Genomic DNA, 24,902 nt, shown 5'->3' with positions numbered 1-24,902 from the left:
ACGGCAAGTCCCGGGGAAGGGCCCGTGCTTTTTCTTGGTCCAAATACTCCTCTGCCTCAGGTCACCACGCGCAGCGTCAGGTTGAGGCGCCCGCCTTTGGGCAAAAGCATCGAGGTGCCGGGCGCGATCCGGTCGATGCCGTGATGGCGCAGCCGCGCCTCTCCGCCCATCACCAGCACATCGCCCGAGCGCAGCCACAGGCTTTGCGTCGGCCCGCCGCGGCTTTCGTTGCCGATCCGGAAGAGCCCGTCGTCGCCGAGCGAGATCGACACCACCGGCTCGCCGAAATCGGCCTCGTCGCGGTCCTGATGCAGCCCCATGCGCGCGCCCGCGTCGTAGAAGTTGATCAGGCAGCATTCGGGCATCCGCGCCGAGCCCGAGACCGCGCGCCAGACGGCAAGGATGCTGTCGGGGATCGCGGGCCAGGGCGTGCCCTGCGGGTGGGTCTCGGCATAGCGGTAACCGCGCCGGTCGCTGACCCAGCCGAAGCGCCCGGCCGCGCTCATCCGCACCGACATCGGCCGGCCCGAGGGGGTGATCGGCCCGACCAGCGGTGCCGCCGCGACCACGGCGCGCAGATCGGCAAGCATCTGCCGCTGCCCGGCCGGGGACAGCCAGCCCGGGTAATACAGAAAGCCCCGGATTTCCTGCGCTTGCGGGCGTTCCGTGGCGTCCTTGTCAGATTCCGTCATTTGTTGCGATCTTCCCCCGGCACGGGTTCTTGCAGGGCCCCTGACCCCTCCTTATATACGCCCAGAAGCCCGGAGAGGACAGTTCCCGCACGGGCAGAGACTTGAACCCTGGGATAGGGGACGGGGGCCTGACGGGACCCGGCCCCGCCGTATCGCCGAAAGAAGAGGTATTGAAATGGCCAAAGTCATCGGGATCGACCTCGGCACCACGAACAGCTGCGTCGCCATCATGGACGGGGCTCAGCCGCGGGTGATCGAAAATTCGGAAGGCGCGCGCACCACGCCGTCGATCGTCGCCTTCACCGACAATGAACGTCTTGTCGGTCAGCCTGCGAAACGTCAGGCTGTCACCAACCCCACCAACACCGTCTTTGCCGTGAAGCGCCTGATCGGCCGTCGGGTCACCGACGCCGAGGTGCAGAAGGACAAGAAGCTCGTTCCCTTCTCGATCGTCGACGGCGGCAATGGGGACGCCTGGGTCGAGGTGAAGGGCGACAAGTATTCGCCCGCGCAGATCTCGGCCGTGATCTTGCAGAAGATGAAGGAAACCGCCGAAAGCTATCTCGGCGAGACCGTCACCCAGGCCGTGATCACCGTCCCCGCCTATTTCAACGACGCCCAGCGTCAGGCGACGAAGGACGCCGGCAAGATCGCCGGCCTCGAGGTGCTGCGCATCATCAACGAACCGACGGCCGCGGCGCTTGCCTATGGCCTCGACAAGAAGGACACCAAGACGATCGCGGTCTATGACCTCGGCGGCGGCACCTTCGACATCACCATCCTCGAGATCGACGACGGTCTCTTCGAGGTGAAATCGACCAACGGCGACACCTTCCTTGGTGGTGAAGACTTCGACATGCGAATCGTGAACTACCTCGCCGAGGAGTTCAAAAAGGAGCATGGCGTCGATCTGACCAAGGACAAGATGGCGCTGCAGCGTCTGAAGGAAGCGGCCGAAAAGGCGAAGATCGAGCTGTCCTCGAGCCAGCAGACCGAGATCAACCAGCCCTTCATCTCGATGGACGCCTCCTCGGGCACGCCGCTGCACATGGTGATGAAGCTCACCCGCTCGAAGCTCGAGCAGCTGGTGGGCGACCTGATCAAGGCCTCGCTGAAGCCCTGCGCCGCGGCGCTGAAGGATGCGGGCGTGTCGAAGGACGAGATCGACGAGGTGGTTCTGGTCGGCGGCATGACCCGCATGCCGAAGGTCGTCGAGGAAGTGACGAAGTTCTTCGGCAAGGAACCCCATAAGGGCGTGAACCCGGACGAGGTCGTGGCGCTTGGCGCGGCGATCCAGGCCGGCGTGCTGCAGGGCGACGTGAAGGACGTGGTCCTTCTCGACGTGACCCCGCTGTCGCTCGGCATCGAGACGCTGGGCGGTGTCTTCACCCGTCTGATCGACCGCAACACCACGATCCCGACGAAGAAATCGCAGATCTTCTCGACCGCCGAGGACAACCAGTCGGCCGTGACCATCCGCGTCTTCCAGGGCGAGCGTGAAATGGCCGCGGACAACAAGCTGCTTGGCCAGTTCAACCTCGAGGACATCCCGCCGGCACCGCGCGGCATTCCGCAGATCGAGGTGACCTTCGACATCGACGCGAACGGCATCGTCTCGGTCTCGGCCAAGGACAAGGGCACCGGCAAGACCCAGAACATCACGATCCAGGCGTCGGGCGGCCTGTCCGACGACGAGATCGAGAAGATGGTCAAGGACGCCGAGGCCAATGCCGAGGCCGACAAGCAGCGCAAGGAGCTGGTCGAGACCAAGAACCAGGGCGAAAGCCTGCTGCACTCGACCCGCAAGTCGCTGGAAGAGCATGGCGACAAGGTTGACGGCTCGACCGTCGAGGTGATCGAGCTGGCCTGCAACGCGCTGGAAGAGGCCCTGAAGTCGGAAGAGCCCGGCAAGATCAAGGGCGCGATCAGCAACCTGACCGATGCCGCGATGAAGCTGGGCGAGGCGATCTACAAGGCGCAGCAGCCGCAGGGCGGCGAGGCTGGTGCCGAGGACGAGGCGCAGGACCGCTCGTCGGACGAAGACGACATCGTCGATGCCGACTTCGAGGACATGGGCGAGAACAAGCGCAAGTAAGCGCCGGAACAGCGGAGCGGGCCCCGAGGAGGGGCCCGTTCCCGTTCCCCGAAGGGGGCTTCAATGGCAAAACGCGATTTCTACGAGGTGCTGGGCGTCGTTCGCACCGCCTCGTTCGAAGAGATCAAGAAGGCCTATCGCGGCAAGGCGAAGGAACTTCACCCCGATCGCAACAAGGACAACCCCGACGCCGAGGCGCAGTTCAAGGAAGTGAACGAAGCCTATGACGTGCTGAAGGACGCCGAGAGGAAGGCGGCCTACGACCGTTACGGCCACGCGGCCTTCGAAGGCGGCATGGGCGGCGGCCGCGGCGGCTATGGCGGCGGCCAGGGCGATTTCGCCTCGGCCTTCTCGGATGTGTTCGAGGACCTGTTCGGCGACTTCATGGGCGGGCGCGGCGGGCAGGGCGGACGCTCGCGCGCCACCCGCGGTTCGGACCTGCGCTACAACATGCGGGTCACCCTGGAAGAGGCCTTCAAGGGCGCGCAGAAGACGATCACCGTGCCCGGCTCCTCGGCCTGCACCGCCTGCAACGGCACCGGCGCCGAGGGCGGCGCCGAGCCGCAGACCTGCCCGACCTGTTCGGGTCTCGGCAAGGTGCGGGCGCAGAACGGCTTCTTCACCGTCGAACGCACCTGCCCCACCTGCGGCGGCCAGGGCCAGGTGGTGAAGAACCCCTGCCGCGTCTGCCATGGCGCGGGCCGGGTCGAGAAGGAGCGCACGCTCTCCGTCAACATCCCCGCGGGGGTGGAGACCGGCACCCGCATCCGCCTGGCGGGCGAGGGCGAGGCCGGGCTGCGTGGCGGACCGGCGGGCGATCTCTATATCTTCCTCGAGGTGCGCGAACACGCGATCTTCCAGCGCGACGGGGTGCATCTGTTCTGCCGCGTGCCGGTCAGCGTCACCTCCGCCGCGCTTGGCGGCGAGGTCGAGGTGCCGACGATCGATGGCGGCCGCTCGCGGGTGAAGATCCCGGCGGGCAGCCAGTCGGGGCGGCAGATGCGGCTGCGCGGCAAGGGGATGCCGGCGCTGCGCGGCGGCACGGTCGGCGATATGGTGATCGAGCTGGCCGTCGAGACGCCGGTGAATCTGACCACGCGGCAAAAGGAACTGTTGCGCGAATTCGAGAAGATCGAGGCCGAGAACAACCCCGAGGGGGCGTCGTTCTTCAAGAAGGTCAAGAGCTTCTGGGACAGCATGACGGGTTGAGCGGGGCGCCTTCGGGCGCCCTTTCCATTGCCGGGCCTTCAGGTTTCAGTAACCAGCCGCTGGCACACTTGTGGCATGACCCGCCCGGACCCCGCCTTTCAGGACGCGACGCTGCCGCTTTTCGGCGATGCCGACGAGGCGGAGCCGGTCGCGCTGACCGGCGAGCGCCTGCCCTCCTATATCCGCGACCACCGCAAGCGACTGCGCGCCCGCTTCACCGAGGGCGGCGCCGCGGCGATGCCCGATTACGAGCTTCTGGAACTTCTTCTGTTCCGCGCCCTGCCCCGGCAGGACGTGAAGCCCCTCGCCCGCCGCCTGATCGACCGTTTCGGCGATTTCGGCCGAGTGGTCTCGGCCGCGCCCCTGCGGCTGATGGAGGTGGAAGGCGTCGGCGAGACGGTGGTGCAGGAGCTGAAGATCACCGAGGCGGCGGCGCTGCGGCTCGCGCGCGCCAAGGTGATGCAGCGGCCGCTGCTGTCCTCCTGGGATGCGCTGCTCGACTATTGCCACACCGCGATGGCGCATCGCGAGACCGAGCAGTTCCGCGTGCTCTATCTCGACCGGCGCAACGTGCTGATCGCCGACGAGGAGCAGGCGCGCGGCACCGTCGACCATGTCCCGGTCTATCCGCGCGAGGTGATCCGCCGCGCGCTCGAGATCAACGCCTCGGCGCTGATCCTGGTGCACAACCACCCCTCGGGCGACCCGACGCCCTCCGAGGCCGACATCGCGATGACCGAACAGATCCGGCAGGCAGGCGCGCTTCTGGGCCTTGTGCTGCACGACCATCTGGTGATCGGCAAAAGCCGCGAGGTCAGCTTCCGCGCCGCGGGCTATCTTTAGTTCGTGGCGACCGAGACCGGCAGGTCGGGCAGCGGCACCACCACATCCCCCAGACGGTCGTCGCAGCCGGGCATGGCGACGGCAATCTCCGCGGGTGCCTCGGACCGGCCGGCGATCACCCGGCGCATGGCCGCCCGCAGATCGGTGCCGCAGGTCACCTCACTCACCGGCGCCTCGAGATCGAGCGCCAGCCCGGTCAGCCCGGCGGGCGCGGTATAGACCTGCAGATGCGGGCCATCTTCGGCAAGGCCATAGCTCAAGAGCCAGCCCGAGCCCGGCGCCGCGGGCACACCCGGCGCCGCGGCCCGCACATGCCCCGCCCCGCCCCAGGAGGCGCCGCGCTCGAAGGCGTTGAGCAGGAAGGCCGGCGCGCCGGTCCAGCCGACCACCACCCGGTTCACCGTGTCGAGCTCCGGCACCGCAACCGTGGCGGCAAGCGTCTGGCCATCGGGCAGCTCAAGGCTGTAGCCCGCGTTCGGTGCCAGCGCCGGCACCAGCCCGCTCCAGTCGCCCGCCGCATCCAGCTGCACCGGAATCGCCAGCCCCTCGTGCCGGATCTCGACCGCGCCATCCGCCGCGCAGGGCGCCGCGATGCTCAGCAGAACCGAAGCCCCCGCGGCAGGGGCCAGTTTCAGCGCCGGCGCGGCACAGCGCGCAAAACCACCCGAGGGCGCCTCGGCCTGCGGCAGCGGCCCGATCGCGGCATCCGCGGCCACCGCGCGTCGCGGCAGCGCCGGCAGCTCGGCCACCGCCCCCATGCGCACGCCCGTCACCTCGATGCCCGCAGTGCCCTCGGCGATATTGGCGACCGGCCTCACATTCGTCAGCCCGGCGACATCGAAAGCCGCCCCCTGCCGCGAGGCCAGCCCGAAATGCGACGCGTTCTGCATCACATGCCCCATCAAACCTGCCAGCGCGACCGTGACCGTCGCCATCGTGATCTTGTGCAGGGCCTTCATCACCGCCTCCGGAACTGCTTCGAACCGAAGGAGTAGCGGGTGATCCGGGCAGGGCGATGGCCGGAGCGGGGCAATGTTTCCAAAATCCGAACGAAAGCGCCCTGCTGTTCATGGAAAGAAAGTTAAATGAATTCACGCAGATATGCGAAGGGCGGCCGGTGTCGCCACCGGGCCGCCCCACAGGTGCCGCAATTCGGTCAGACGATCCGGCCGTGGCAGTGCTTGAACTTCAGTCCCGAACCGCAGGGGCAGGGATCGTTGCGCGAGGGGTTGCCCCAGGTGGTCGGATCCGATTCGACGAAACCGGGCGCCGGCGTGCCGGGTTGCGGCGCCTCGCCGGCCGGGATCTCGGGCTCGGGCTCGACCTCGGGGGCGACCATCTGCGGCATCTGCTGCGCCAGGATCGCGGCACGTTCCTCGTCGGTCAGCGGCCGGATCTGCGCCAGCCGCTTCGTCACCTCGAAACGCAGCCCGTCGAGCATCGTCTCGAACAACTGGAACGCCTCGGTCTTGTATTCCGACAGCGGGTCGCGCTGCGCATAGCCGCGGAAACCGACGACCGAGCGCAGATGCTCGAGCGTGACGAGATGCTCGCGCCACTTGCCGTCGATCGTCTGCAGCAGGATCTGCTTTTCGATCACCCGCATCGTCTCGTCGCCGAAGGCCTCGGCCTTCTGCGCCATGTAGGTATCGGTGGCGGCCTCGATACGCTGGCTCACCACGTCCTGATCGACCCCCTCCTCGCTCGCCCATTCGGCGATCGGCAGGTCGAGGTTCAGCTGCTCGATCACCGCGGTATGCATGCCCTCGACGTCCCACTGGTCTGCATAGGACTTCGGCGGCAGATGGCGGTCGACGAGGTCCGAGATCACCTGCAGGCGCATGTCGCGGGTGATTTCCGAGATGTCCTCGGCTTCCATGATCTCGCGGCGCTGGCTGAAGATCGCCTTGCGCTGGTCGTTCATCACGTCGTCGAATTTCAGCAGCTGCTTGCGGATGTCGAAGTTGCGGCCCTCGACCTTCGCCTGCGCGCGCTCGAGCGACTTGTTCACCCAGGGGTGGATGATCGCCTCGCCTTCCTTCATGCCAAGCTTCGACAGCACCGCGTCGAGCTTGTCCGAGCCGAAGATCCGCATCAGGTCGTCTTCGAGCGAGAGGAAGAACAGCGAACGCCCCGGGTCGCCCTGACGGCCCGAGCGGCCGCGCAGCTGGTTGTCGATGCGGCGGCTCTCGTGCCGCTCGGTGCCCAGAACGAAGAGACCGCCGGCCTCGATCACCTTCTGCTTCTCTTCCGCGTGCTCGGCCTCGATCCGGCTGCGCAACTCGTCGGGGTTCGCCTCCGGGTGCGCGGCCAGCTCGTCATGCACCTTCATCTCGACGTTGCCGCCAAGCTGGATGTCGGTGCCGCGGCCGGCCATGTTGGTGGCGATGGTGACAGCGCCGAAGCGGCCGGCATCGGCGACGATCTGCGCCTCCTGCGCGTGCTGGCGCGCGTTCAGCACGTTGTGCGGAATGCCGTCCTTCTTCAGCATCTCGGACAGCATCTCGGATTTCTCGATCGAGGTGGTGCCGACGAGGATCGGCTGGCCCTTGGCATGGGCTTCCTTGATCGCCTCGATCACCGCAGCGTATTTTTCGGCGGCGGTGCGATAGACGCGGTCATGTTCGTCCTTGCGGGCGACGGGGCGGTTGGTCGGCACCTCGACCACGCCGAGGCTGTAGATCTCGGCGAATTCCTCGGCCTCGGTGGCGGCGGTGCCGGTCATGCCCGCCAGCTTGTCGTAAAGGCGGAAGTAGTTCTGGAAGGTGACCGAGGCGAGGGTCACGTTCTCGGGCTGGATCGCCACGCCCTCTTTCGCCTCGATCGCCTGATGCAGACCGTCCGACAGGCGCCGGCCCTTCATCATGCGGCCGGTGAACTCGTCGATCAGCACGATCTCGCCGCCGGCGACGACATAGTTCTGATCCTTGTGGAACAGCTTGTGCGCGCGCAGGGCCTGGGTGATGTGGTGCACGATCGTCGTCGATTCCGGGTCATAGAGCGACTGGCCCTCGGGCAGGATGCCGACCTCGTGCAGGCGGCGCTCCATATATTCGTTGCCCTCTTCGGTGAAGGTCGCGTTGCGGGCCTTCTCGTCGATCGTGTAATGCTCTTCGGTCAGCTCTGGGATGTACTTGTCGAGCGCGACATAGAGTTCCGAGCGGTCCTGCGACGGACCCGAGATGATCAGCGGCGTGCGCGCCTCGTCGATCAGGATGCTGTCGACCTCGTCGACGATCGCGAAGAAATGATCGCGCTGCATCATTTCCTCGACCGATCCCTTCATGTTGTCACGCAGGTAATCGAAGCCGAGCTCGTTGTTCGTGGCATAGGTCACATCGGCGGCATAGGCGATGCGCTTCTCGTCATCGGGCTGGAACGGGTAGACGACGCCCGTCGTCAGGCCGAGCGCGCCATAGACCTTGCTCATCCATTCGGCGTCGCGCCGTGCAAGGTAGTCGTTCACCGTGACCACATGCACGCCCTTGCCGGCAAGCGCGTTCAGATAGGCCGGGAAGGTCGCCATCAGGGTCTTGCCCTCGCCGGTCTTCATCTCGGCGATATTGCCCTGATGCAGGAAGATGCCGCCCATCAGCTGCACGTCGAAAGCCCGCAGGCCAAGGGCGCGGCGCGCGCCCTCGCGGCAGTTGGCAAAGGCCTCTGGCAGCAGCGAATCCAGGCTTTCGCCGCCTTCCTGCGCGCGCTTTTGCAGCTCGTGCGTCTTCTCGATGATCTCGGCATCCGTGAGCTTCACGAAGTCGGGTTCGAGCGCGTTGATCTTCGCCACCAGCGGGCGGACCGATTTCACCTTGCGGTCGTTCGGTGTCCCGAAGACCTTTTTCGCGAGTGTTCCGAGGCCCAGCATGTTTTCTCCGCGGGTTGGTCTGACCAAATCGTGTGCATTGCGGCCTTGCCGCCCCCCCGGCCGTTGCCTAGAACAGCGAACGAATACAGGGCGGAGCTGCCTTCACAGGTCCCTAGGCGATGTAAGGGGCGGCCGTCAGAGTGTCAACGCCGCGGGCTGCCGCGGCCCTTGCTGGAGTGGCCTTGATGGCGAAACTGACGAAACTTCTGGGCACCGCCGCGCTGCTGGCCTGCCTTGGCGGCGTGGCCCAGGCCGAGGACGCGAAACCGGCGCCCCGCACCGATCTCGGCGCCGATACCGTCGTCGCCACGGTGAACGGCAAGGACGTCACGCTGGGCGAGATGCTCACCGTCCGCAACGGCCTGCCCGCGGAATACAAGCAGCTGCCCGACGACGTGCTGTTCAACGGCATCCTCGACCAGCTGATCCAGCAGACCGCGCTGTCGCAGATCGGCGAGGGGATGATGACCCACCGCGACGAGATCGCGCTCGAGGTCGACCGCCGCGCCTATCTCGCCGGCGTCGTGCTCGACACCACCGCGAAGAAGGCGGTGACCGACGAGGCGCTGCAGAAGGCCTATGACGAGAAATACGCCAAGGCCGAGCCGACCAAGGAATATCACGCCGCCCATATCATCGTGCCGACCGAGGACGAGGCGAAGGCGGTCAAGGCCGAGATCGACGGCGGCAAGGACTTTGCCGAAGAGGCGAAGGCGAAGTCGCAGGACGGCGCCGCGGCGAATGGCGGCGACCTTGGCTGGTTCGCGCTCGACAAGATGGTGCAGCCCTTCGCCGATGCCGTCGCCGGGATGAAGGACGGCGATGTCGCCGGCCCGATCCAGACCGAATACGGCTGGCACGTGATCAAGCTTTACGGCACCCGCATGGCCGAGGCGCCGAAACTTGACGACGTGCGCGACCAGCTGACCGGCGACCTGCGCCAGAAGGCGGTCGAGGACCGCGTCACCGACACCGTCGCCAAGGCGAAGGTCGAGAAGAAGACGGATGGCATCGACCCTGCCGTCCTGAAAGACGACAAGATCCTCGGCGAGTGAGCCGATTTCGGAGGGGGTGAGCCCATGGCGAAGAAGAAGGACCTCGAGGACAAGGTCGAAAAGCTGAAGTCCAAGGTGAAGCAGCTGAAGGCGGAGCTGGCCGATGTGGCCGGCGACGCCGGCGAGGTGGCGGCCGCGATGCTCGGCGGACTGCGCGACGAGCTCGCCGAGAAAGCCAAGGCGACGGTGAAGGTGAAGACGGCCAACCCGGTCTCGCCGCTCGCCCCCGAGGCCTTCCCGGCGCTGCCGGTGATCGACGGCGTCGACTTCGCCGCCGTCGCCGCCGGCGTGCGCTATGCCGGCCGCACCGACGTGATGCTCGCCCGCATCGCGCCCGGCTCGGCGATCGCCGGGGTGTTCACCACCTCCTCCACCCGCGCCGCCTGCGTGCTCGATTGCCAGGCAAAGCTCGCGGGTCCGGTGGATGCGGCCGCGGGTGCCGCGATCGTCGTCAACTCGGGCAATGCCAACGCCTTCACCGGCGCGCTTGGCCAGGCCTCGGTCGATGCGGTGACCGGCGCCGTCGCCAAGGCGCTCGGCGTGCCGGCGACGCGCGTCTTCTCCTCCTCGACCGGGGTGATCGGCGAGCCGATGCCGCATGACCGCATCGTCGCCGCGATCGACACGCTCAAGGCCGGCCTCAGCGCCACCGGCATCGAGGCCGCGGCGCGCGCGATCATGACCACCGACACCTTCCCGAAAGGCGCCACCGCCGAGATCGAGGGCGAGGGCGGCCCGATCCGGATCGCCGGCATCGCCAAGGGCTCGGGGATGATCGCGCCGAACATGGCGACGATGCTGGTCTATATCTTCACCGATGCGAAGATCTCGGCGGCGAACCTGCAAAAGATCCTGTCGCGCAATGTCGGCGACACCTTCAACGCGATCACCGTCGACAGCGACACCTCGACCTCGGACGCGCTGATCCTTGCCGCCACCGGCCGTTCGGCCGCGGCCGAGATCACCGACCTGCGCTCGAAGACCGCCCGCGCCTTCGAGGCCGCGCTGCGTGGCGTGATGCTCGACCTCGCGCAGCAGGTGGTGCGCGACGGCGAGGGTGCGACGAAGTTCGTCGAGGTCCGGGTGACCGGCGCCGAAACCTCCGAGGACGCACACCGGGTCGCGATGGCGATCGCCAACTCGCCGCTGGTGAAGACCGCCGTCGCCGGCGAGGATGCGAACTGGGGCCGCGTGGTGATGGCCGTCGGCAAGTCCGGCGCCAAGGCCGACCGCGACAAGCTGCGGATCTCCTTCGGTGACATGGTTCTGGCCGAGAACGGCTGGCGCGTGCCCGATTACGACGAGGCCGCGGCCTCGGCCTACATGAAGAACAAGGAGCTGGTGATCGCGGTCGACCTCGGCCTCGGCACCGCGGCGAAGACGGTGTGGACCTGCGACCTGACGCATCGCTACATCGACATCAACGCGGATTACCGCTCGTGAGCGGCGGCTGCGGCCCCGAAGGCGCACCGGCCCCGGTTTCCCCGGGGCGGGTGCTGCTGGTCTCCGCCGTTGCCCTGATCGACACCGACGGGCGCGTGCTTCTGGCACAGCGCCCGGCGGGCAAGTCGCTGGCCGGGCTGTGGGAGTTTCCGGGCGGCAAGGTCGAACCCGGCGAGACCCCCGAGGCCGCGCTGATCCGTGAATTGCGCGAGGAGCTCGGCATCGACACCTGGCACAGCTGTCTTGCGCCGCTGACCTTCGCCTCGCACAGCTACGAAGGCTTTCACCTGCTGATGCCGCTCTTCGCCTGTCGCCGCTGGCAAGGAACGCCCAGCCCGCGCGAGGGGCAGGTGCTGAAATGGGTGCGGGCGCAGAACCTGCGCGACTATCCGATGCCGCCGGCCGACGAGCCGCTGATCCCGATCCTGCGCGACTGGCTCTGAGCCGCCACGCACCGGCGTGCCTCGCCCTCATTCCCGGACAAAAGATCGCCCGCATGACCGGCGCGCCCGGCTGCTGTGGCATGCCGAGCTGCGTGATCCGCGCCGGGGGCATCCGCCGCGGCGCCGTCATTCCAGCGGAATGCGGTCTTTTTTATTTGCCAATTCTTCGCCTTCTGTGACAATGAGCCCAGCATGAGAGATTTGGAGGATATCTGATGCTCCGTACCATCACCGTCGGAAGCTGCGTGTCCGTGCAGGGCACCTTCGAAACGCAACACGACGACGGCCGCGTCACCGTGCGCGTCGACGACCGGCTCTATGTCGGGCGCCCCGTCCCCCGCAAGGCGGACTGAGCCGCCCCGCCGCACCCCGTGCCGGGCGATCACTCACAGAAACGCAGAAGGGGGCCCGTCGGGCCCCCTTCGCAATTCATGCCACACCCCGAGCTTACAGGCTGCGCTCGACCTCTTCGCGTTCGAAGATTTCGATGACGTCGCCGGGGCGGATGTCGTCGTAATTCTCGAAGGCCATGCCGCATTCCTGACCCGAGATGACTTCCTTCACCTCGTCCTTGAAGCGCTTGAGCGTCTTCAGCGTGCCCTCGTGGATCACCACGTTGTCGCGCAGCAGGCGCACGCCCGCCGAACGGCGTGCCACGCCCTCGGTGACAAGGCAGCCAGCGACCTTGCCGACGCCGGAGACCTTGAAGACCTCCTTGATCGTGGCATAGCCGATGAAGTTCTCGCGAACCTCGTTCTTCAGCAGGCCCGAAGCCGCCGCCTTGATGTCGTCGACCAGGTCATAGATGATCGAGTAATAGCGGATCTCGACGCCCTTCTGGCTCGCCGCGGCACGGGCCGGGGCGTTCGCACGGACGTTGAAGCCGATGACCGGCGCCTGGCTCGCCTCGGCAAGGCCGACGTCGCTTTCGGTGATCGCGCCGACGCCGGAGTGGATGACGCGCACCCGCACCTCGTCGTTGCCGATCTTCTCGAGCGCCTGGACGATCGCCTCGGCCGAACCCTGCACGTCGGCCTTCACCACCACCGACAGCTCGGCGACGCTCTCGTCAGCCTTGGCCTTCGCCATCAGCTGTTCGAGCGTGGTCGCGGCACCGGCGGCAGCGCGCTTGTCCTTCGCGGCCTTGATCCGGTAATCGGCGATCTCGCGGGCCTGCGCCTCGGTCTCGACGACGTTCAGAACGTCGCCCGCCTCGGGCGTGCCGTTGATGCCGAGCACCTCGACCGGAACCGACGGACCGGCCTCCTCGACGCGCTCGCTCTTGTCGTTGATCAGCGCGCGGACCTTGCCCCACTGCTCGCCGACGACGAAGATGTCGCCCTTCTTCAGCGTGCCGTTCTGCACCAGCACGGTCGCGACCGGGCCACGGCCGACGTCGAGCTTCGCCTCGATCACCGCGCCCTGCGCCGCCCGGTTCGGGTTGGCGCGGAGCTCGAGGATCTCGGCCTGCAGCGCGATCGCCTCGAGCAGGGTATCAAGCCCCTGACGGGTCTTGGCCGAGACCTCGACGGTCTGCACGTCGCCGCCCATCTCTTCGACGACGACCTCGTGCTGCAGCAGATCGGTGCGGACCTTCTGCGGGTTGGCAGAGGGCTTGTCGACCTTGTTGATCGCCACGATCATCGGCACCTTCGCCGCCTTGGCGTGGTTGATCGCCTCGATCGTCTGCGGCATCACCGCGTCATCCGCAGCGACGACCAGCACGACGATATCGGTCACCTGCGCACCGCGGGCGCGCATCGAGGTGAAGGCCGCGTGGCCGGGGGTGTCGAGGAAGGTCAGCACCGCCCCCGATTCCGTCGTCACCTGATAGGCGCCGATGTGCTGGGTGATGCCGCCCGCCTCGCCCGACACGACATTGGTCGAGCGGATCGCGTCGAGCAGCGAGGTCTTGCCGTGGTCGACGTGGCCCATGATCGTGATGATCGGCGGGCGCGGCTGCAGGTCCTCGTCCTTGTCCTCGACGGTGTCGATCACCTGCTCGACGTCCGCATCCGAGACGCGCACGGCGTGGTGGCCGAATTCCTCGATCACCAGTTCAGCGGTGTCGGCGTCGATGGTCTGGTTGACGGTGACCATCATCCCCATCTTCATCAGCACCTTGACGACATCCGCGGCGCGTTCGGCCATGCGGTTCGCCAGCTCGGAGACGACGATGGTCTCGGGCAGCTGCACGTCACGGGCCTGCTTCTCGGCCTTGTGGCCCATGCCCATGGCCTTCTGCCGCGCCTTCTCCTGCTTGCGCTTCATCGCGGCAAGCGAGCGCTGCCGCCCGCCTTCGCCCTCGATCTCGCTCAGGCTGAGCTTGCCGGCGCGGCGGCCATCGCCGCCCTTGCTCTTGCCGCGGCTGTCGCGGTCGGCGGCCGGGGTGCGGTCGTCGCGGTCACGGTCGGTCTTGCGCGGACCGGTGGCCGAGACGCCCTTGGTCGCGGCGCGTGCCGCCGCAGCCTCGGCCGCAGCCGGGTCGGCCGGGGTCTCGGACTTCGGCGCAGGCTTCGCCCGGACCTCTTCCTTTTTCTTCTCGCGCAGCTCGGCCTCGCGGGCCTTGCGGGCCTCTTCCTCGGCCTTCAGGCGCAGCGCTTCTTCACGCTCGCGCTCTTCGCGCTCTTTGGCCTCGATCTCGGCACGCCGGCGCTCGCGCTCTTCCTCGCGGGCCTTCTCGTCGGCCTCGCGTTGCGCGGCTTCCTCGACCTCACGGGCCTTGGCGGCCCGCAATGCGGCCATGCGGCGTTCCATCTCGGCGTCGGAGATGCCGGCGGGGCGGCGCGACGGATCGCCCAGATGTGCCTTTCCGGTCCCCTTTGCGGGGGCCGCGGCTCCGGGTTTCGGCACCACCACCTTCTTGCGCTTGGTCTCGACCACGACATTCTTCGTGCGCCCGTGGCTGAAGCTCTGCTTCACCGAACCGGGGCGCGCGCCGCCGCCAAGGCCGAGGGGTTTTTTGCCGTCCGTATCGCTCATGCCGTCTTACTATCCTTCATGGCGGTCTCGCCGCCGTCCTGCCTGCGCAACCCTGCAAGCCTTGCCGCTTCTCTAATCACACGAGGGGTGAGTCCGCCAGCCGCAAGCGCGCCGTGTATCGCATGATCGCGGCCGAAAGCCAAACCCAATTCCGAGGAGGTCAGGCAGCCAAACCAGCGCCCACCCTCCGGTGTCCAGAGCTTGCCCTTGCCGCGTTCCGATCCATCGGAGGCCTGCAGGAGCACTTTGGCCTTGCCGTCGGCCAGCCAGCCCTTGACCTTTTCAAAGCCGACGACAGCGCCGCCAGCCTTCCTCGCCAGAGAGATAAGCTCAACCACGCGATGCGCAAGCCCTTCCTCGACCATGTCGGCAAGGTTTTCCGGCACCCGTACCTGCGCCCTGGCCGCGCGGGCGAACATGCCCTTCGCCGCGGCCTTCTCGATGACCGCCCGATCGGCGGTCACCCAGATCCCCCGGCCCGGCAGCTTTTCTGCCAGGTCCGGGAAGATCGTGCCATCGGGGGCGACGACGAAACGCACAAGCCCCGGCTTGGGCTGCACGTCACCAGTGACGATGCAGCGCCGTTCCGGCAGCTCGTTTTCCTTTTCCCGGCCCCCGCGGCTCATCTTACTCCTCGGCCTCCTCTTCCGACTCCTCGGGCTCATCGGCGAGCTCCGACGGGTCGACCCAGCCAAGCTGGATCCGGGCGGTCATGATCAGGTTCTGCGCGTCCTCGAGGCTCATGCCGAACTTCTCAAGGATGCCCTCGTCCTTGACGCGGGCGCCGTTCACCGTGGTCCAACCGCCGGCCAGTTCCCAGTCGGCGCAGGTGGCGAAGTCCTCGAGCGTCTTGACGTCGTCCTTGGCCAGCGCCTCGACCATCTGCGGGGTCAGCCCGTCGAAGTCGAAGAGCGACTGTTCGACGCCCAGTTCCTTCGCGGCCTCGATCGCCTTGCGGTTCTGCTCCTCAATGTAGTCGCGGGCACGCGCCTGCAGCTCCTCAGCGGTGCCTTCGTCCACGCCCTCAATCGACAGCAGCTCGTCGAGATCGACATAGGCCACTTCCTCGAGGTTGGTGAAGCCTTCGGCCACCAGCAGCTGGGCGAAGAACTCGTCGAGATCGAGCGCATCGACGAAGAGTTTGGTGCGCTCGGCGAACTCGGCCTGGCGACGCTGCGATTCCTCGGCCTCGGTCAGGATGTCGATATCCAGCCCGGTGAGCTGCGAGGCAAGGCGCACGTTCTGACCGCGACGGCCGATCGCAAGCGAAAGCTGCTCGTCGGGCACCACGACCTCGATCTTGCCGGCGTCCTCGTCGACCACGACCTTCGAGACCTCGGCCGGCTGCAGCGCGTTCACCAGGAAGGTCGCCTGATCGGCGTTCCACGGAATGATGTCGATCTTCTCGCCCTGCAGCTCGCCAACCACGGCCTGCACGCGCGAGCCGCGCATGCCGACGCAGGCGCCGACCGGGTCGATCGAGTTGTCATGGCTCAGCACGGCGATCTTCGCACGCGAGCCCGGGTCGCGGGCCACGGCCTTGATCTCGATGATGCCGTCATAGATTTCCGGCACTTCCATCTTGAAGAGTTCCGCCATGAACTGCGGATCGGTGCGCGAGAGGAAGATCTGCGGGCCACGGGTCTCGCGGCGCACATCCTTGACATAGGCGCGGATGCGGTCGTTCGGGCGATAGCTCTCGCGGCCGATCTTCTCGTTGCGGCGCAGGATCGCCTCGCCGCGGCCGACATCGACGATGATGTTGCCGTATTCCTCGCGCTTGACCACGCCGTTGATGATCGTGCCCTTGCGGTCCTTGAATTCGTCGAACTGGCGGTCACGCTCGGCCTCGCGCACACGCTGCAGAATCACCTGCTTGGCCGACTGCGCCGCGATGCGGCCGAGATCGACCGGCGGCACCTCGTCGATGATCTCGTCGCCAAGCTCGGGATCGCGCTTGTACTGCTTGGCCTGCGCCACGGTCAGCTGCGCCTGGTAGTTCTCGACCTCGTCATCGGCTACCACCGTGCGCACGCGGGTGAAGGCGGCGCGCCCCGTCTTGCGGTCGATGTGGACGCGGATGTCCATCTCGCTGCCGTAGCGCGACTTTGCCGCCCGCGCGAGGCTGTCCTCCATCGCCTGGATCACCAGATCCGGGTCGATCATCTTCTCGCGCGCAACGGCTTCGGCCGTCTGCAGCAGTTCGAGCTGGTTGGCAGAGGTGATTGCCATCTCTCAGATCTCCTCGTCGGGGGAATTCGTGTCGTCGTCTTCTTCGATCTCGTCGAACTTCGTCTCGTCGAGCGTGCCGTCGGCCTTCTTCTGGCGCAGCATTTCCGCGATCAGCTCCTCGGTCAGCACCAGCTTCGCGTCCGACAGCCACTCGAACTGCAGCCCGATGGTGACCATCTCGCCGCCATTCTCGATCTCCACCAGCACCTCGTCGCCCTCGGTGCCGCGCAGGATGCCCTTGAAGCGCTTGCGCCCGTCGATCTGCTCGGAGGTCTCGAGGCGCGCCTCATAGCCTTCCCACAGATCGAAATCCTTCAGCCGGGTCAGCGGCCGGTCGATGCCGGGCGAGGACACCTCGAGCGTGTACTGCTCCTCGATCGGGTCCTCGACGTCGAGCGCGGCCGAAACCGCAGTCGAGATCGCCGCACAGTCATCGACAACGATGCCGCCCTCGGGCCGATCCGCCATGATCTGCAAAAGCGGGTGCCGTCCGCCCTGCAACCGCAGGCGCACAAGCTCGAAGCCCAGCCCCTCGATCACGGGCGAGACAATTTCGGCCAGACGCCGGTCGATCGCGGTCTTGGCGATCAGATCGCTCATGTTCCGATCCTCTGAATAACAAAAAACGGGCCGAAGCGGCCCGTCACACTTCTCCGGTGGGCGTCAGGTTTGGACCCCGGCGCGCCGCTGTTGAACGCTCATATACGCGTTTCGCCACGACTCTGCAAGGGCGCCGTTTCAGCCCCGCATCCGGTCCATCGCCGCGACCAGCGCCGAGGCGATGCCGGGCTCGCTCAGCGCGTGGCCGGCGGCCGGCACCAGGCGCAGCTCGGCCCGGTCCCAGCCCTGCGCCAGCCGCCAGGCCGAGACCGGCGGACAGATCATGTCCATCCGCCCCTGCACGATCATCGCCGGGATCTGTTCGATGCGGCTGCGGTCGCGCAGGATCTGGCCGTCTTCCTCGAGGAAGGCGCCATGGCTGAAATAATGGTTCTCGAGACGGGCGAAGGCGCGGGCATAATCGGCCGGGGCCTCGCCCGGAAAACCGTCGTAATCCACCGAGGCAAGGGCATTTTCCCACATCGCCCAGTGCCGGCCGAAGCGCGCCTCCTCGGCGTAATCGCCCGAGAAGAGCCGCCTGTGATAGGCCGCAATCAGATCGCCGCGCTCGTCCTCCGGGACCGGCCGGGTGAAGCGCTCCCACAGGTCGGGGAAGAACTGCCCCGCGCCGCCGCCATAGAACCAGTCAAGCTCGCTCTGCATCGCCAGGAACACGCCGCGCAGCACCAGCGCATCGACCCGCTCGGGATGGGTTTCGGCATAAAGCAACGACAGCGTCGCCCCCCAGCTGCCGCCGAAGACGATCCAGCTGCGCAGCCCGAGGGCAAGGCGGATCTTCTCCATGTCGGCAACCAGATCCCAGCTGGTGTTCCTTGTCACCGAGGCATGCGGGCGCGACAACCCGCAGCCGCGCTGGTCGAAAAGAATCACCCGGTAATGCGCCGGATCAAAGAACCGCCGCATCGCCGGGCTGCATCCGCCCCCCGGCCCGCCGTGACACACCACCACCGGGCGGCCCTGCGGATGGCCCGATTGCTCGACATAGATCCGGTGACCATCGCCCACGTCCAGCATGCGCTGATCGAAGGGCTCGACCGGCGGGTAGAGAAAGGCGCCGGCTGCGCGTTTTTGCCCTGCGTTTCTATCCATGATCCGACTATATAACGGCTCAGGCCCGCCCGCCACGGGGGAGGCGCAAGGAATGACGGAGGACGGCATGGAAGCTGCGACGAAGACGATCGACCCGGCAGAAGTGGCCAAATTCGAGGCAATGGCCGCCGAATGGTGGGATCCGAACGGCAAGTTCAAGCCGCTGCACATGCTCAACCCCTGCCGCCTCGACTATCTGGTGACGCAGATCGCCGCGCAGTTCGGCCGCGACCTGAAGGCGCCGCGTCCGTTTGACGGGCTGCGGCTGCTCGACATCGGCTGCGGTGGCGGGCTGCTGAGCGAGCCGATGGCACGGCTTGGCGCGACCGTGGTCGGCGCCGATGCGGCGGGCGGCAACATCCCGGTGGCGCGGCTGCATGCGGAACAGTCGGGCCTCGCGATCGATTACCGCCATTGCGCCGCCGAAGACCTTGCCGCAGCCGGCGAGCGTTTCGACGTGGTGCTGGCGATGGAGATCATCGAGCATGTCGCCGACCCGCAGGGCTTCGTGAACACCTGCGCCGAGCTGCTCGCCCCCGGCGGGCTGATGTTCTGCTCGACGATGAACCGCAACCCGAAAAGCTACATGATGGCGATCATCGGTGCCGAGCGGGTGATGCGCTGGCTGCCGGTGGGCACTCATGACTGGTCGAAATTCGTGACGCCCGACGAGCTTTACACGCTGATCCGCAGCGCGGGGCTCGCCCCGGTCGACCGCAAGGGCATGGTGTTCAACCCGCTCTCCTGGCGTTGGTCGCTGTCGGAGCGCGATCTGAGCGTGAATTACGTCACCGCAAGCGTGAAGCGCTGAGGGGGCTCTGCCCCCGCTGCGCTCCCCCGGAGTATTTGGGCCAAGAAAAAACCGGCGTTTTCCTTGGAAAAATACTCCGGGGTGAATTCGGCGCAGCCGAAGAGGGGCAGCGCCCCTTCTTATTTTGCTTTCGGGCGAAACGCCGTGATCTTCGCGGGATCGGTCTCGAGGAAGGCGGCCCCGATCAGGTCGAGGCAATAGGGCACGGCGGCGAAGACCGCATTCAGGCAGGTGGCGATCGCCGAGGGCTTGCCCGGCAGCGTGATGATCAGCGATTTGCCGGCAATGCCCGCCGACTGCCGCGACAGGATCGCCGTCGGCACCTCGAGCAGGGAGGCGCGGCGCATTTCCTCGCCAAAGCCCGCAAGCTCCTTCTCGATCACCGCCGAAACGCCCTCGGGCGTCTCGTCGCGCGGCGCCGGGCCGGTGCCGCCGGTGACGAGGATCAGATCCGCCTCTTCCGCGACCAGCACGCGCAGCGTTTCGGCCACGCTGTCGCGCCCGTCGGGGATGATGTGGCGGGTGATGGCGAGGGGGGTGGAGACCACCTCCCTCAGCCAGGCCTCGCAGCCCGGGCCGCCCTTGTCCTCGTATTCGCCACGCGAGGCGCGGTCGGAGACGGTGACGATGGCGGCGCGGGGCTGCGAGAGGCTCATTTCTTCGCCACGCGGGCGTTGCGGGTGGCGATCAGCTTCAGCCGCAGCGCGTTCAGGTGGATGAAGCCCGCCGCGTCGCGCTGATCATAGGCGCCCGCGTCTTCCTCGAAGGTCACGTGCTTTTCGGAATAGAGCGAATACTCCGACCAGCGGGCCACGGTCCGCGCCGAACCCTTGTAGAGCTTCAGCTTCACCGTGCCGGTGACATATTCCTGCGTCTTGTCGATCAGCGCCTGCAGCGCCTCGCGCTCGGGCGAGAACCAGAAGCCGTTGTAGATCAGCTCGGCATAGCGCGGCATGATCGAATCCTTCAGGTGGCCCGCGCCGCTGTCGAGCGTGATCTGCTCGATGCCGCGATGCGCCTCGAGCAGGATGGTGCCGCCGGGGGTCTCGTAGACGCCGCGCGACTTCATCCCGACGAAGCGGTTCTCGACGAAATCGAGCAGGCCGATGCCGTGCTTGCCGCCAAGCTCGTTGAGCTTGGTCAGGATCGTCGCGGGCGACATCTTCTCGCCGTTGATCGCGACCGCATCGCCCTTCTCGAAGGTGACCTCGATGAATTCGGGCTCGTTCGGCGCCTGTTCGACCGGCACGATGCGCTGCGCGACGTAATCGGGCGCCTCTTCGGCCGGGTTTTCCAGCACGGTGCCCTCGGACGAGGTGTGCAGCAGGTTCGCGTCGACCGAGAACGGCGCCTCGCCGCGCTTGTTCTTGGCAATCGGGATCTGGTTCTGTTCGGCGAATTCCAGAAGCCGGGTGCGCGAGGTCAGATCCCACAGCCGCCAGGGCGCGATCACCTTGATCGAGGGATCGAGGGCGGCGACGCCCAGCTCGAAGCGGACCTGGTCGTTGCCCTTGCCGGTCGCGCCATGCGCCACCGCATCGGCGCCGGTGCGCTGCGCGATCTCGACAAGGTGTTTCGAGATCAGCGGCCGCGCGATCGAGGTGCCGAGCAGGTAAAGCCCTTCGTACTGCGCATTCGCCCGGAACATCGGGAAGACGAAGTCGCGCACGAATTCCTCGCGCAGGTCGAGGACGTTGATGTTCTCTTCCTTGATGCCCAGCATCAGCGCCTTCTGCCGCGCGGGCTCCAGCTCTTCGCCCTGGCCGAGGTCGGCGGTGAAGGTCACCACCTCGCAGCCGTATTCGGTCTGCAGCCATTTCAGGATGATCGAGGTATCGAGGCCGCCCGAATAGGCGAGGACGACTTTCTTGGGCGCGGACATGGAGAGCCTCCGGATATGGTTTTGGCGCGGGATAGTGCGTTTTGCCCTGCATCTCAAGGCCTGCAAGCATGCAGGGGGGCGCGGAATTGTTCCCGACACAAAGGGAATCGGCTTGCCTGCCCGAAGTTTGCGCGCCACAGCTGGCGCCATGACCCAGTTTGCCCTTTCCGCCCTCGCCGCCACCCGCGCCCTGCGTGCGCTGTTCGAGCCGACGCCGCTGCAGCGCAACGACTTCCTGTCGAAGCGCTATGGCGCCGAGATCTGGCTCAAGCGCGAGGACCTGACGCCGGTGCGCAGCTACAAGCTGCGCGGCGCCTTCACCGCGATGCGCAAGCTGCGCGAGCACGACCCCGAGGCGCGCCATTTCGTCTGTGCCTCGGCCGGCAACCATGCCCAGGGCATGGCCTTCGCCTGCCGTCACTTCGGGGTGAAGGGAACGATCTTCATGCCGGTGACGACGCCGCAGCAGAAGATCGACAAGACCCGCACCTTCGGCGGCGACGCCGTCGAGATCGTGCTGACGGGCGATTACTTCGACCAGACGCTCGCCGCCTCCAAGGCCTATTGCACCGATGTGCAGGCACATTTCCTGGCCCCCTTCGACGACACCGACGTGATCGAGGGGCAGGCCTCGGTCGGCGTCGAGATCCTCGACCAGCTCGGCCGGGCGCCCGATCTGGTGGTGCTGCCGGTGGGCGGCGGCGGGCTGGCCGCCGGGGTGACGGGCTATCTGCGCGCCACCGCCCCCGGCACCGATTTCCGCTTCGTCGAGCCCGCGGGCGGCGCCAGCCTGACTGCGGCGGTCGCGGCGGGCGAGCCGGTGACGCTGAAACAGGTGAACAGCTTCGTCGACGGCGCCGCGGTGGCGCGCATCGGCGCGCTGCCCTTCGCCGCGCTCGACTGGGTCGCGCCCGAACAGATCCTGCGCGCGCCCGAGGACCGGATCTGTGTCACCATGCTCGAGATGCTGAACGTCGAGGGCATCGTGCTTGAACCCGCCGGCGCGCTTGCCGTCGACGCGCTGCCCGAGCTCGGCCCCGAGATCCGCGGCAAGACCGTGGTCTGCGTCACCTCGGGCGGCAATTTCGACTTCGAGCGCCTGCCCGAGGTGAAGGAGCGCGCGCAGCGATTCTCCGGGCTGAAGAAGTATTTCATCCTGCGCATGCCGCAGCGCCCCGGCGCGCTGAAGGAATTCCTGCAGATGCTGGGGCCGGACGACGACATCGCCCGGTTCGAATACCTGAAGAAATCGGCGCGCAACTTCGGCTCGGTGCTGATCGGCATCGAGACGAAACAGGCCGGCGCCTTTGCCGCGCTGACCGCGCAGCTTGACGCGGCAGGCTTCACTTATCGCGACATCACCGATGACGCGGCGCTGGCCGAATTCCTGATCTGAGCCTCAGGCCGCCGACAGGAATTCCGCCGCGCGCGCCATGAAGGCCTGTTTCGAGCGGGCATAGCTCGCCCGCACGGCGGCGGGATCGACGCTCGCCTCCTGCCCGGCGACGCACCGCCGCTCGCCGTCCTGGCACAGCGCGCCGAACTCGCGAAAGCCGAGGTTCCAGGCCGAGCCCTTGAGAAAATGCAGCTCATCCTCGAGCTGCCCCGGGGTCTGACCAAGCCGGGCCAGCGTCGTTTCAACCTCGTCGAGAAACAGATCGACCACCTCCGCGAACTCCTCCGCGCCGACTTCCGCCCGAAGTTCCGTCACCCGGTCCCAGTCAATCATCGCGCGCGCCTCCTCGGGTTGACCTCTCGCGCCGAGGCTAGGCGGCAATGCTTGCGGAAGGCTTAACCAGGCCGATTCACCTGATCTTAAGCCGGTCACCGGACAATTTGGCGGATGCAGATGGCCCTTGCCGAGAGTTCGAGTCAGACGATGCTGCCCCAGCGCAGGTCCGCGCAAGACGCGGCCACCTTCCGCACGCCCCGCCGGGTTCTGGTTGTCGATGACAGCCGGATGCAGCGCCGCATCCTCTCGGCGCAGCTCACCCGCGCCGGCTACGAGGTGATCGAGGCCGGCTCGGCCGAGGAGGCGATTGCGATCTGCGCCGAGACCGAGCCCGACATCGTCCTCTCCGACTGGATGATGACCGGCATGACCGGCATCGAATTCTGCCGTATCTTCCGCGGGATGGACCGCTCGGGCTATGGCTATTTCGTGCTGCTGACCTCGAAGAATGACAAGAACGACATCAGCTACGGGCTGGAAAGCGGCGCCGATGACTACCTGCCGAAACCGGTGAACGGGATGGAGCTGCGGGCGCGCCTCGCGGCGGGCGAGCGGATCCTGACGATGGAGCGGGAGCTGCAGGAGAAGAACCGGATGCTCTCCTCCACCCTGCGCGAGCTGCAGGGGCTCTATGATTCGGTCGATCGCGACCTGACCGAGGCCTGCAAGCTGCAGCAGAGCCTGGTGAAGGAGCGCTACCGTTCCTTCGGCTCGGCGCAGGTGTCGCTGATGCTGCACCCCTCGGGCCATGTCGGCGGCGATCTCGTCGGCTTCTTCCCGATCAACGCGCGCCGCCTCGGCCTTTACGGCATCGACGTCTCGGGCCATGGCATCACCTCGGCGCTGATGACGGCGCGGCTCTCGGGCTATCTCTCCGGCTCCTCGCCCGACCAGAACATCGCCCTGATCCAGACCGAATTCGGCATCTACGATGCCCGCGATCCGGCCGAGCTTGCCTCGTTCCTGAACGCGCTGGTGCTGCAGGAAATGTCGACGGACAGCTACTTCACCCTGATCTATGCCGATGTCGATCTGGTCTCGGGCCGGGTGGCGCTGGTGCAGGCGGGCCACCCCTACCCGGCGGTGCAGCGCAAGAACGGCGAGATCGAATTCCTCGGCACCGGCGGCATGCCGATCGGTCTGATCGACGACGCCGAATACGAGACCATCACCACCCAGCTCGCCCCCGGCGACCGGCTGCTGCTCGCCTCGGATGGCATCACCGAAGCCTCGAGCCAGCATGGCCTGCTGCTCGCCGAGGACGGGCTCGCCCGGATCATGCGCAGCTGTGCCAGCCTGCGCGGCCCCGCCTTCCTTGACGCCTTCTATGCGGATCTCGAGAAATTCACCGGCGGACAGCTGAGCGATGACGTCTCGGCCATCCTGTTCGAGTTCGACGGCGCCAAGCAGAACGCCGACTAGCGCGCCGCGCCTTGCAGAACCTGCGCCAGGAAATGCCGGTCGCCCGCGGTCGCGAGCCGGTCGAGCGCCGCCTCGGGCGCCATCCAGACCGCACGATGGCCCGGCTCGCTCGGCGGGCCGCGGCGCAGCACCGGACGGGCCAGGAACACGGTGCAGATCTTCTCGGCCCAGCGGTCGTATTCGGGCATGTAGGTGAAGCGGCGATAGGCGCCGAGCCGACGTACGGCACCGATCGACCAGCCGGTCTCCTCGAACACCTCGCGGTGCAGCGCCTGCAGCGCGCCCTCGCCCGGGTCGATGCCGCCGCCGGGCAACTGGAACTCGGGGCGCGGCTCGGACTGGTGGGTGATCAGCACCCGGCCCTCGCGCATCAGCACCGCATAGGCCCCCGGCCGCGGCCGATAGGCCTGCCCCCGCACGATCGCCTCTCCGAACCGTCGCATCCTGCCCTCCTGTGCTGCGGCCCCTTGGTCGAACGGTTGCCGC

General features: G+C 67.0%; 22 protein-coding genes. 10 read left to right on the top strand and 12 right to left on the bottom strand.

Going from position 1 to position 24,902, the window contains the following annotated elements; genetic code table 11:
- Nucleotides 1-56: 56 nt before the first annotated feature.
- Complete coding sequence (locus tag EOW66_RS08780) at nt 57-692, bottom strand: alpha-ketoglutarate-dependent dioxygenase AlkB family protein (RefSeq protein ID WP_128156020.1); 636 nt, start codon at nt 690-692, stop codon at nt 57-59.
- 175 nt (nt 693-867) lie between these two features.
- Between EOW66_RS08780 and dnaK the strand changes: the two genes are divergently transcribed.
- From dnaK to radC, 3 genes are all read left to right on the top strand, one after another.
- Nucleotides 868-2,787, top strand: coding sequence for a molecular chaperone DnaK (gene dnaK / locus EOW66_RS08775; RefSeq protein WP_128156019.1), 1,920 nt, complete (start codon nt 868-870; stop codon nt 2,785-2,787).
- Between the two features lie 63 nt (nt 2,788-2,850).
- Nucleotides 2,851-3,996: a molecular chaperone DnaJ gene (dnaJ, locus tag EOW66_RS08770; protein ID WP_128156018.1), complete on the top strand. Its 1,146-nt coding sequence runs from the start codon at nt 2,851-2,853 to the stop codon at nt 3,994-3,996.
- A 75-nt stretch (nt 3,997-4,071) separates the two neighbouring features.
- The gene (gene radC, locus EOW66_RS08765; RefSeq protein WP_128156017.1) at nt 4,072-4,839 is read left to right on the top strand and encodes a RadC family protein; all 768 of its coding nucleotides are present in this window, start codon (nt 4,072-4,074) and stop codon (nt 4,837-4,839) included.
- Here the strand turns inward: radC and EOW66_RS08760 are convergent.
- A complete protein-coding gene (locus EOW66_RS08760) occupies nt 4,836-5,798 on the bottom strand; it encodes a hypothetical protein (RefSeq protein WP_128156016.1) in 963 nt (320 codons plus the stop codon). The two genes, radC and EOW66_RS08760, sit on opposite strands and share 4 nt — an antisense overlap.
- 197 nt (nt 5,799-5,995) lie before the next feature.
- A complete protein-coding gene (gene secA, locus EOW66_RS08755) occupies nt 5,996-8,704 on the bottom strand; it encodes a preprotein translocase subunit SecA (protein ID WP_128156015.1) in 2,709 nt (902 codons plus the stop codon).
- 185 nt (nt 8,705-8,889) lie between these two features.
- On the opposite strand from secA, the gene EOW66_RS08750 reads away from it, so the two are divergent.
- The 4 genes from EOW66_RS08750 (at nt 8,890) to EOW66_RS20360 (ending at nt 11,998) form a co-directional block, all read left to right on the top strand.
- On the top strand, nt 8,890-9,759 hold the full coding sequence (locus tag EOW66_RS08750) for a peptidylprolyl isomerase (protein ID WP_128156014.1): 870 nt from the start codon (nt 8,890-8,892) through the stop codon (nt 9,757-9,759).
- A 24-nt stretch (nt 9,760-9,783) separates the two neighbouring features.
- A complete protein-coding gene (argJ, locus tag EOW66_RS08745) occupies nt 9,784-11,202 on the top strand; it encodes a bifunctional glutamate N-acetyltransferase/amino-acid acetyltransferase ArgJ (RefSeq protein ID WP_128156013.1) in 1,419 nt (472 codons plus the stop codon).
- Nucleotides 11,199-11,645, top strand: coding sequence for a (deoxy)nucleoside triphosphate pyrophosphohydrolase (locus tag EOW66_RS08740; protein ID WP_128156012.1), 447 nt, complete (start codon nt 11,199-11,201; stop codon nt 11,643-11,645). The genes argJ and EOW66_RS08740 overlap by 4 nt, the downstream gene beginning before the upstream one ends.
- 215 nt (nt 11,646-11,860) lie before the next feature.
- Nucleotides 11,861-11,998: a hypothetical protein gene (locus EOW66_RS20360; RefSeq protein WP_164881072.1), complete on the top strand. Its 138-nt coding sequence runs from the start codon at nt 11,861-11,863 to the stop codon at nt 11,996-11,998.
- A 94-nt stretch (nt 11,999-12,092) separates the two neighbouring features.
- Here EOW66_RS20360 and infB read toward each other — a convergent pair whose 3' ends face one another.
- The 5 genes from infB to pip form a co-directional block, all read right to left on the bottom strand.
- Nucleotides 12,093-14,627 carry a translation initiation factor IF-2 gene (infB, locus tag EOW66_RS08735; protein ID WP_128156011.1) on the bottom strand — a complete coding sequence of 845 codons (2,535 nt, stop codon included), beginning with the start codon at nt 14,625-14,627 and terminating at the stop codon, nt 12,093-12,095.
- Nucleotides 14,624-15,253 (bottom strand): RNA-binding protein, encoded by a 630-nt coding sequence (locus tag EOW66_RS08730; protein WP_113898528.1) that lies wholly within the window; start codon nt 15,251-15,253, stop codon nt 14,624-14,626. Before EOW66_RS08730 ends, infB begins: the two co-directional genes overlap by 4 nt.
- Nucleotide 15,254: 1 nt before the next feature.
- Complete coding sequence (gene nusA, locus EOW66_RS08725; protein WP_128156010.1) at nt 15,255-16,859, bottom strand: transcription termination factor NusA; 1,605 nt, start codon at nt 16,857-16,859, stop codon at nt 15,255-15,257.
- Between the two features lie 3 nt (nt 16,860-16,862).
- Complete coding sequence (gene rimP / locus EOW66_RS08720; RefSeq protein WP_128156009.1) at nt 16,863-17,459, bottom strand: ribosome maturation factor RimP; 597 nt, start codon at nt 17,457-17,459, stop codon at nt 16,863-16,865.
- A 138-nt stretch (nt 17,460-17,597) separates the two neighbouring features.
- Entirely contained in the window at nt 17,598-18,569 is a 972-nt protein-coding gene (pip, locus tag EOW66_RS08715; protein ID WP_128156008.1) for a prolyl aminopeptidase, read from the bottom strand.
- Nucleotides 18,570-18,636: 67 nt separating this feature from the next.
- Here pip and ubiG point away from each other — a divergent pair, with 67 nt between their 5' ends.
- Entirely contained in the window at nt 18,637-19,380 is a 744-nt protein-coding gene (gene ubiG / locus EOW66_RS08710) for a bifunctional 2-polyprenyl-6-hydroxyphenol methylase/3-demethylubiquinol 3-O-methyltransferase UbiG (protein ID WP_128156007.1), read from the top strand.
- Between the two features lie 119 nt (nt 19,381-19,499).
- Here ubiG and mog read toward each other — a convergent pair whose 3' ends face one another.
- Complete coding sequence (gene mog, locus EOW66_RS08705; RefSeq protein ID WP_128156006.1) at nt 19,500-20,036, bottom strand: molybdopterin adenylyltransferase; 537 nt, start codon at nt 20,034-20,036, stop codon at nt 19,500-19,502.
- Nucleotides 20,033-21,262, bottom strand: coding sequence for an argininosuccinate synthase (locus tag EOW66_RS08700; protein WP_128156005.1), 1,230 nt, complete (start codon nt 21,260-21,262; stop codon nt 20,033-20,035). Before EOW66_RS08700 ends, mog begins: the two co-directional genes overlap by 4 nt.
- Before the next feature lie 148 nt (nt 21,263-21,410).
- Between EOW66_RS08700 and ilvA the strand changes: the two genes are divergently transcribed.
- Entirely contained in the window at nt 21,411-22,658 is a 1,248-nt protein-coding gene (gene ilvA, locus EOW66_RS08695) for a threonine ammonia-lyase IlvA (RefSeq protein WP_128156004.1), read from the top strand.
- Nucleotides 22,659-22,661: 3 nt separating this feature from the next.
- On the opposite strand, the gene EOW66_RS08690 is transcribed toward ilvA, so the two are convergent.
- Nucleotides 22,662-22,991 (bottom strand): Hpt domain-containing protein, encoded by a 330-nt coding sequence (locus EOW66_RS08690; protein WP_113898520.1) that lies wholly within the window; start codon nt 22,989-22,991, stop codon nt 22,662-22,664.
- A 231-nt stretch (nt 22,992-23,222) separates the two neighbouring features.
- On the opposite strand from EOW66_RS08690, the gene EOW66_RS08685 reads away from it, so the two are divergent.
- Complete coding sequence (locus EOW66_RS08685; RefSeq protein WP_394342837.1) at nt 23,223-24,416, top strand: PP2C family protein-serine/threonine phosphatase; 1,194 nt, start codon at nt 23,223-23,225, stop codon at nt 24,414-24,416.
- Here the strand turns inward: EOW66_RS08685 and EOW66_RS08680 are convergent.
- Entirely contained in the window at nt 24,413-24,859 is a 447-nt protein-coding gene (locus EOW66_RS08680; protein ID WP_128156002.1) for an NUDIX hydrolase, read from the bottom strand. The two genes, EOW66_RS08685 and EOW66_RS08680, sit on opposite strands and share 4 nt — an antisense overlap.
- Nucleotides 24,860-24,902: the final 43 nt, after the last annotated feature.

Source organism: Paenirhodobacter huangdaonensis (assembly GCF_004022465.1).
GTDB classification, from domain to species: domain Bacteria; phylum Pseudomonadota; class Alphaproteobacteria; order Rhodobacterales; family Rhodobacteraceae; genus Rhodobacter; species Rhodobacter huangdaonensis.
The sequence above is the reverse complement of the archived record's forward strand: the minus strand, read 5'-3'. Positions and strand labels throughout refer to the sequence as shown.

What these genes read in the sequence shown, in the direction of transcription:
- mog (WP_128156006.1), bottom strand. Translation starts at nt 20,036, where the DNA reads ATGAGCCTCTCGCAGCCCCGCGCCGCCATCGTCACCGTCTCCGACCGC.
- EOW66_RS08690 (WP_113898520.1), bottom strand. Translation starts at nt 22,991, where the DNA reads ATGATTGACTGGGACCGGGTGACGGAACTTCGGGCGGAAGTCGGCGCG.
- pip (WP_128156008.1), bottom strand. Translation starts at nt 18,569, where the DNA reads ATGGATAGAAACGCAGGGCAAAAACGCGCAGCCGGCGCCTTTCTCTAC.
- EOW66_RS08750 (WP_128156014.1), top strand. Translation starts at nt 8,890, where the DNA reads ATGGCGAAACTGACGAAACTTCTGGGCACCGCCGCGCTGCTGGCCTGC.
- argJ (WP_128156013.1), top strand. Translation starts at nt 9,784, where the DNA reads ATGGCGAAGAAGAAGGACCTCGAGGACAAGGTCGAAAAGCTGAAGTCC.
- ilvA (WP_128156004.1), top strand. Translation starts at nt 21,411, where the DNA reads ATGACCCAGTTTGCCCTTTCCGCCCTCGCCGCCACCCGCGCCCTGCGT.
- secA (WP_128156015.1), bottom strand. Translation starts at nt 8,704, where the DNA reads ATGCTGGGCCTCGGAACACTCGCGAAAAAGGTCTTCGGGACACCGAAC.
- EOW66_RS08685 (WP_394342837.1), top strand. Translation starts at nt 23,223, where the DNA reads ATGCAGCGCCGCATCCTCTCGGCGCAGCTCACCCGCGCCGGCTACGAG.
- EOW66_RS08780 (WP_128156020.1), bottom strand. Translation starts at nt 692, where the DNA reads ATGACGGAATCTGACAAGGACGCCACGGAACGCCCGCAAGCGCAGGAA.
- radC (WP_128156017.1), top strand. Translation starts at nt 4,072, where the DNA reads ATGACCCGCCCGGACCCCGCCTTTCAGGACGCGACGCTGCCGCTTTTC.
- EOW66_RS08680 (WP_128156002.1), bottom strand. Translation starts at nt 24,859, where the DNA reads ATGCGACGGTTCGGAGAGGCGATCGTGCGGGGGCAGGCCTATCGGCCG.
- EOW66_RS08730 (WP_113898528.1), bottom strand. Translation starts at nt 15,253, where the DNA reads ATGAGCCGCGGGGGCCGGGAAAAGGAAAACGAGCTGCCGGAACGGCGC.
- infB (WP_128156011.1), bottom strand. Translation starts at nt 14,627, where the DNA reads ATGAGCGATACGGACGGCAAAAAACCCCTCGGCCTTGGCGGCGGCGCG.
- dnaJ (WP_128156018.1), top strand. Translation starts at nt 2,851, where the DNA reads ATGGCAAAACGCGATTTCTACGAGGTGCTGGGCGTCGTTCGCACCGCC.
- EOW66_RS20360 (WP_164881072.1), top strand. Translation starts at nt 11,861, where the DNA reads ATGCTCCGTACCATCACCGTCGGAAGCTGCGTGTCCGTGCAGGGCACC.
- rimP (WP_128156009.1), bottom strand. Translation starts at nt 17,459, where the DNA reads ATGAGCGATCTGATCGCCAAGACCGCGATCGACCGGCGTCTGGCCGAA.
- EOW66_RS08760 (WP_128156016.1), bottom strand. Translation starts at nt 5,798, where the DNA reads ATGAAGGCCCTGCACAAGATCACGATGGCGACGGTCACGGTCGCGCTG.
- nusA (WP_128156010.1), bottom strand. Translation starts at nt 16,859, where the DNA reads ATGGCAATCACCTCTGCCAACCAGCTCGAACTGCTGCAGACGGCCGAA.
- ubiG (WP_128156007.1), top strand. Translation starts at nt 18,637, where the DNA reads ATGGAAGCTGCGACGAAGACGATCGACCCGGCAGAAGTGGCCAAATTC.
- EOW66_RS08700 (WP_128156005.1), bottom strand. Translation starts at nt 21,262, where the DNA reads ATGTCCGCGCCCAAGAAAGTCGTCCTCGCCTATTCGGGCGGCCTCGAT.
- dnaK (WP_128156019.1), top strand. Translation starts at nt 868, where the DNA reads ATGGCCAAAGTCATCGGGATCGACCTCGGCACCACGAACAGCTGCGTC.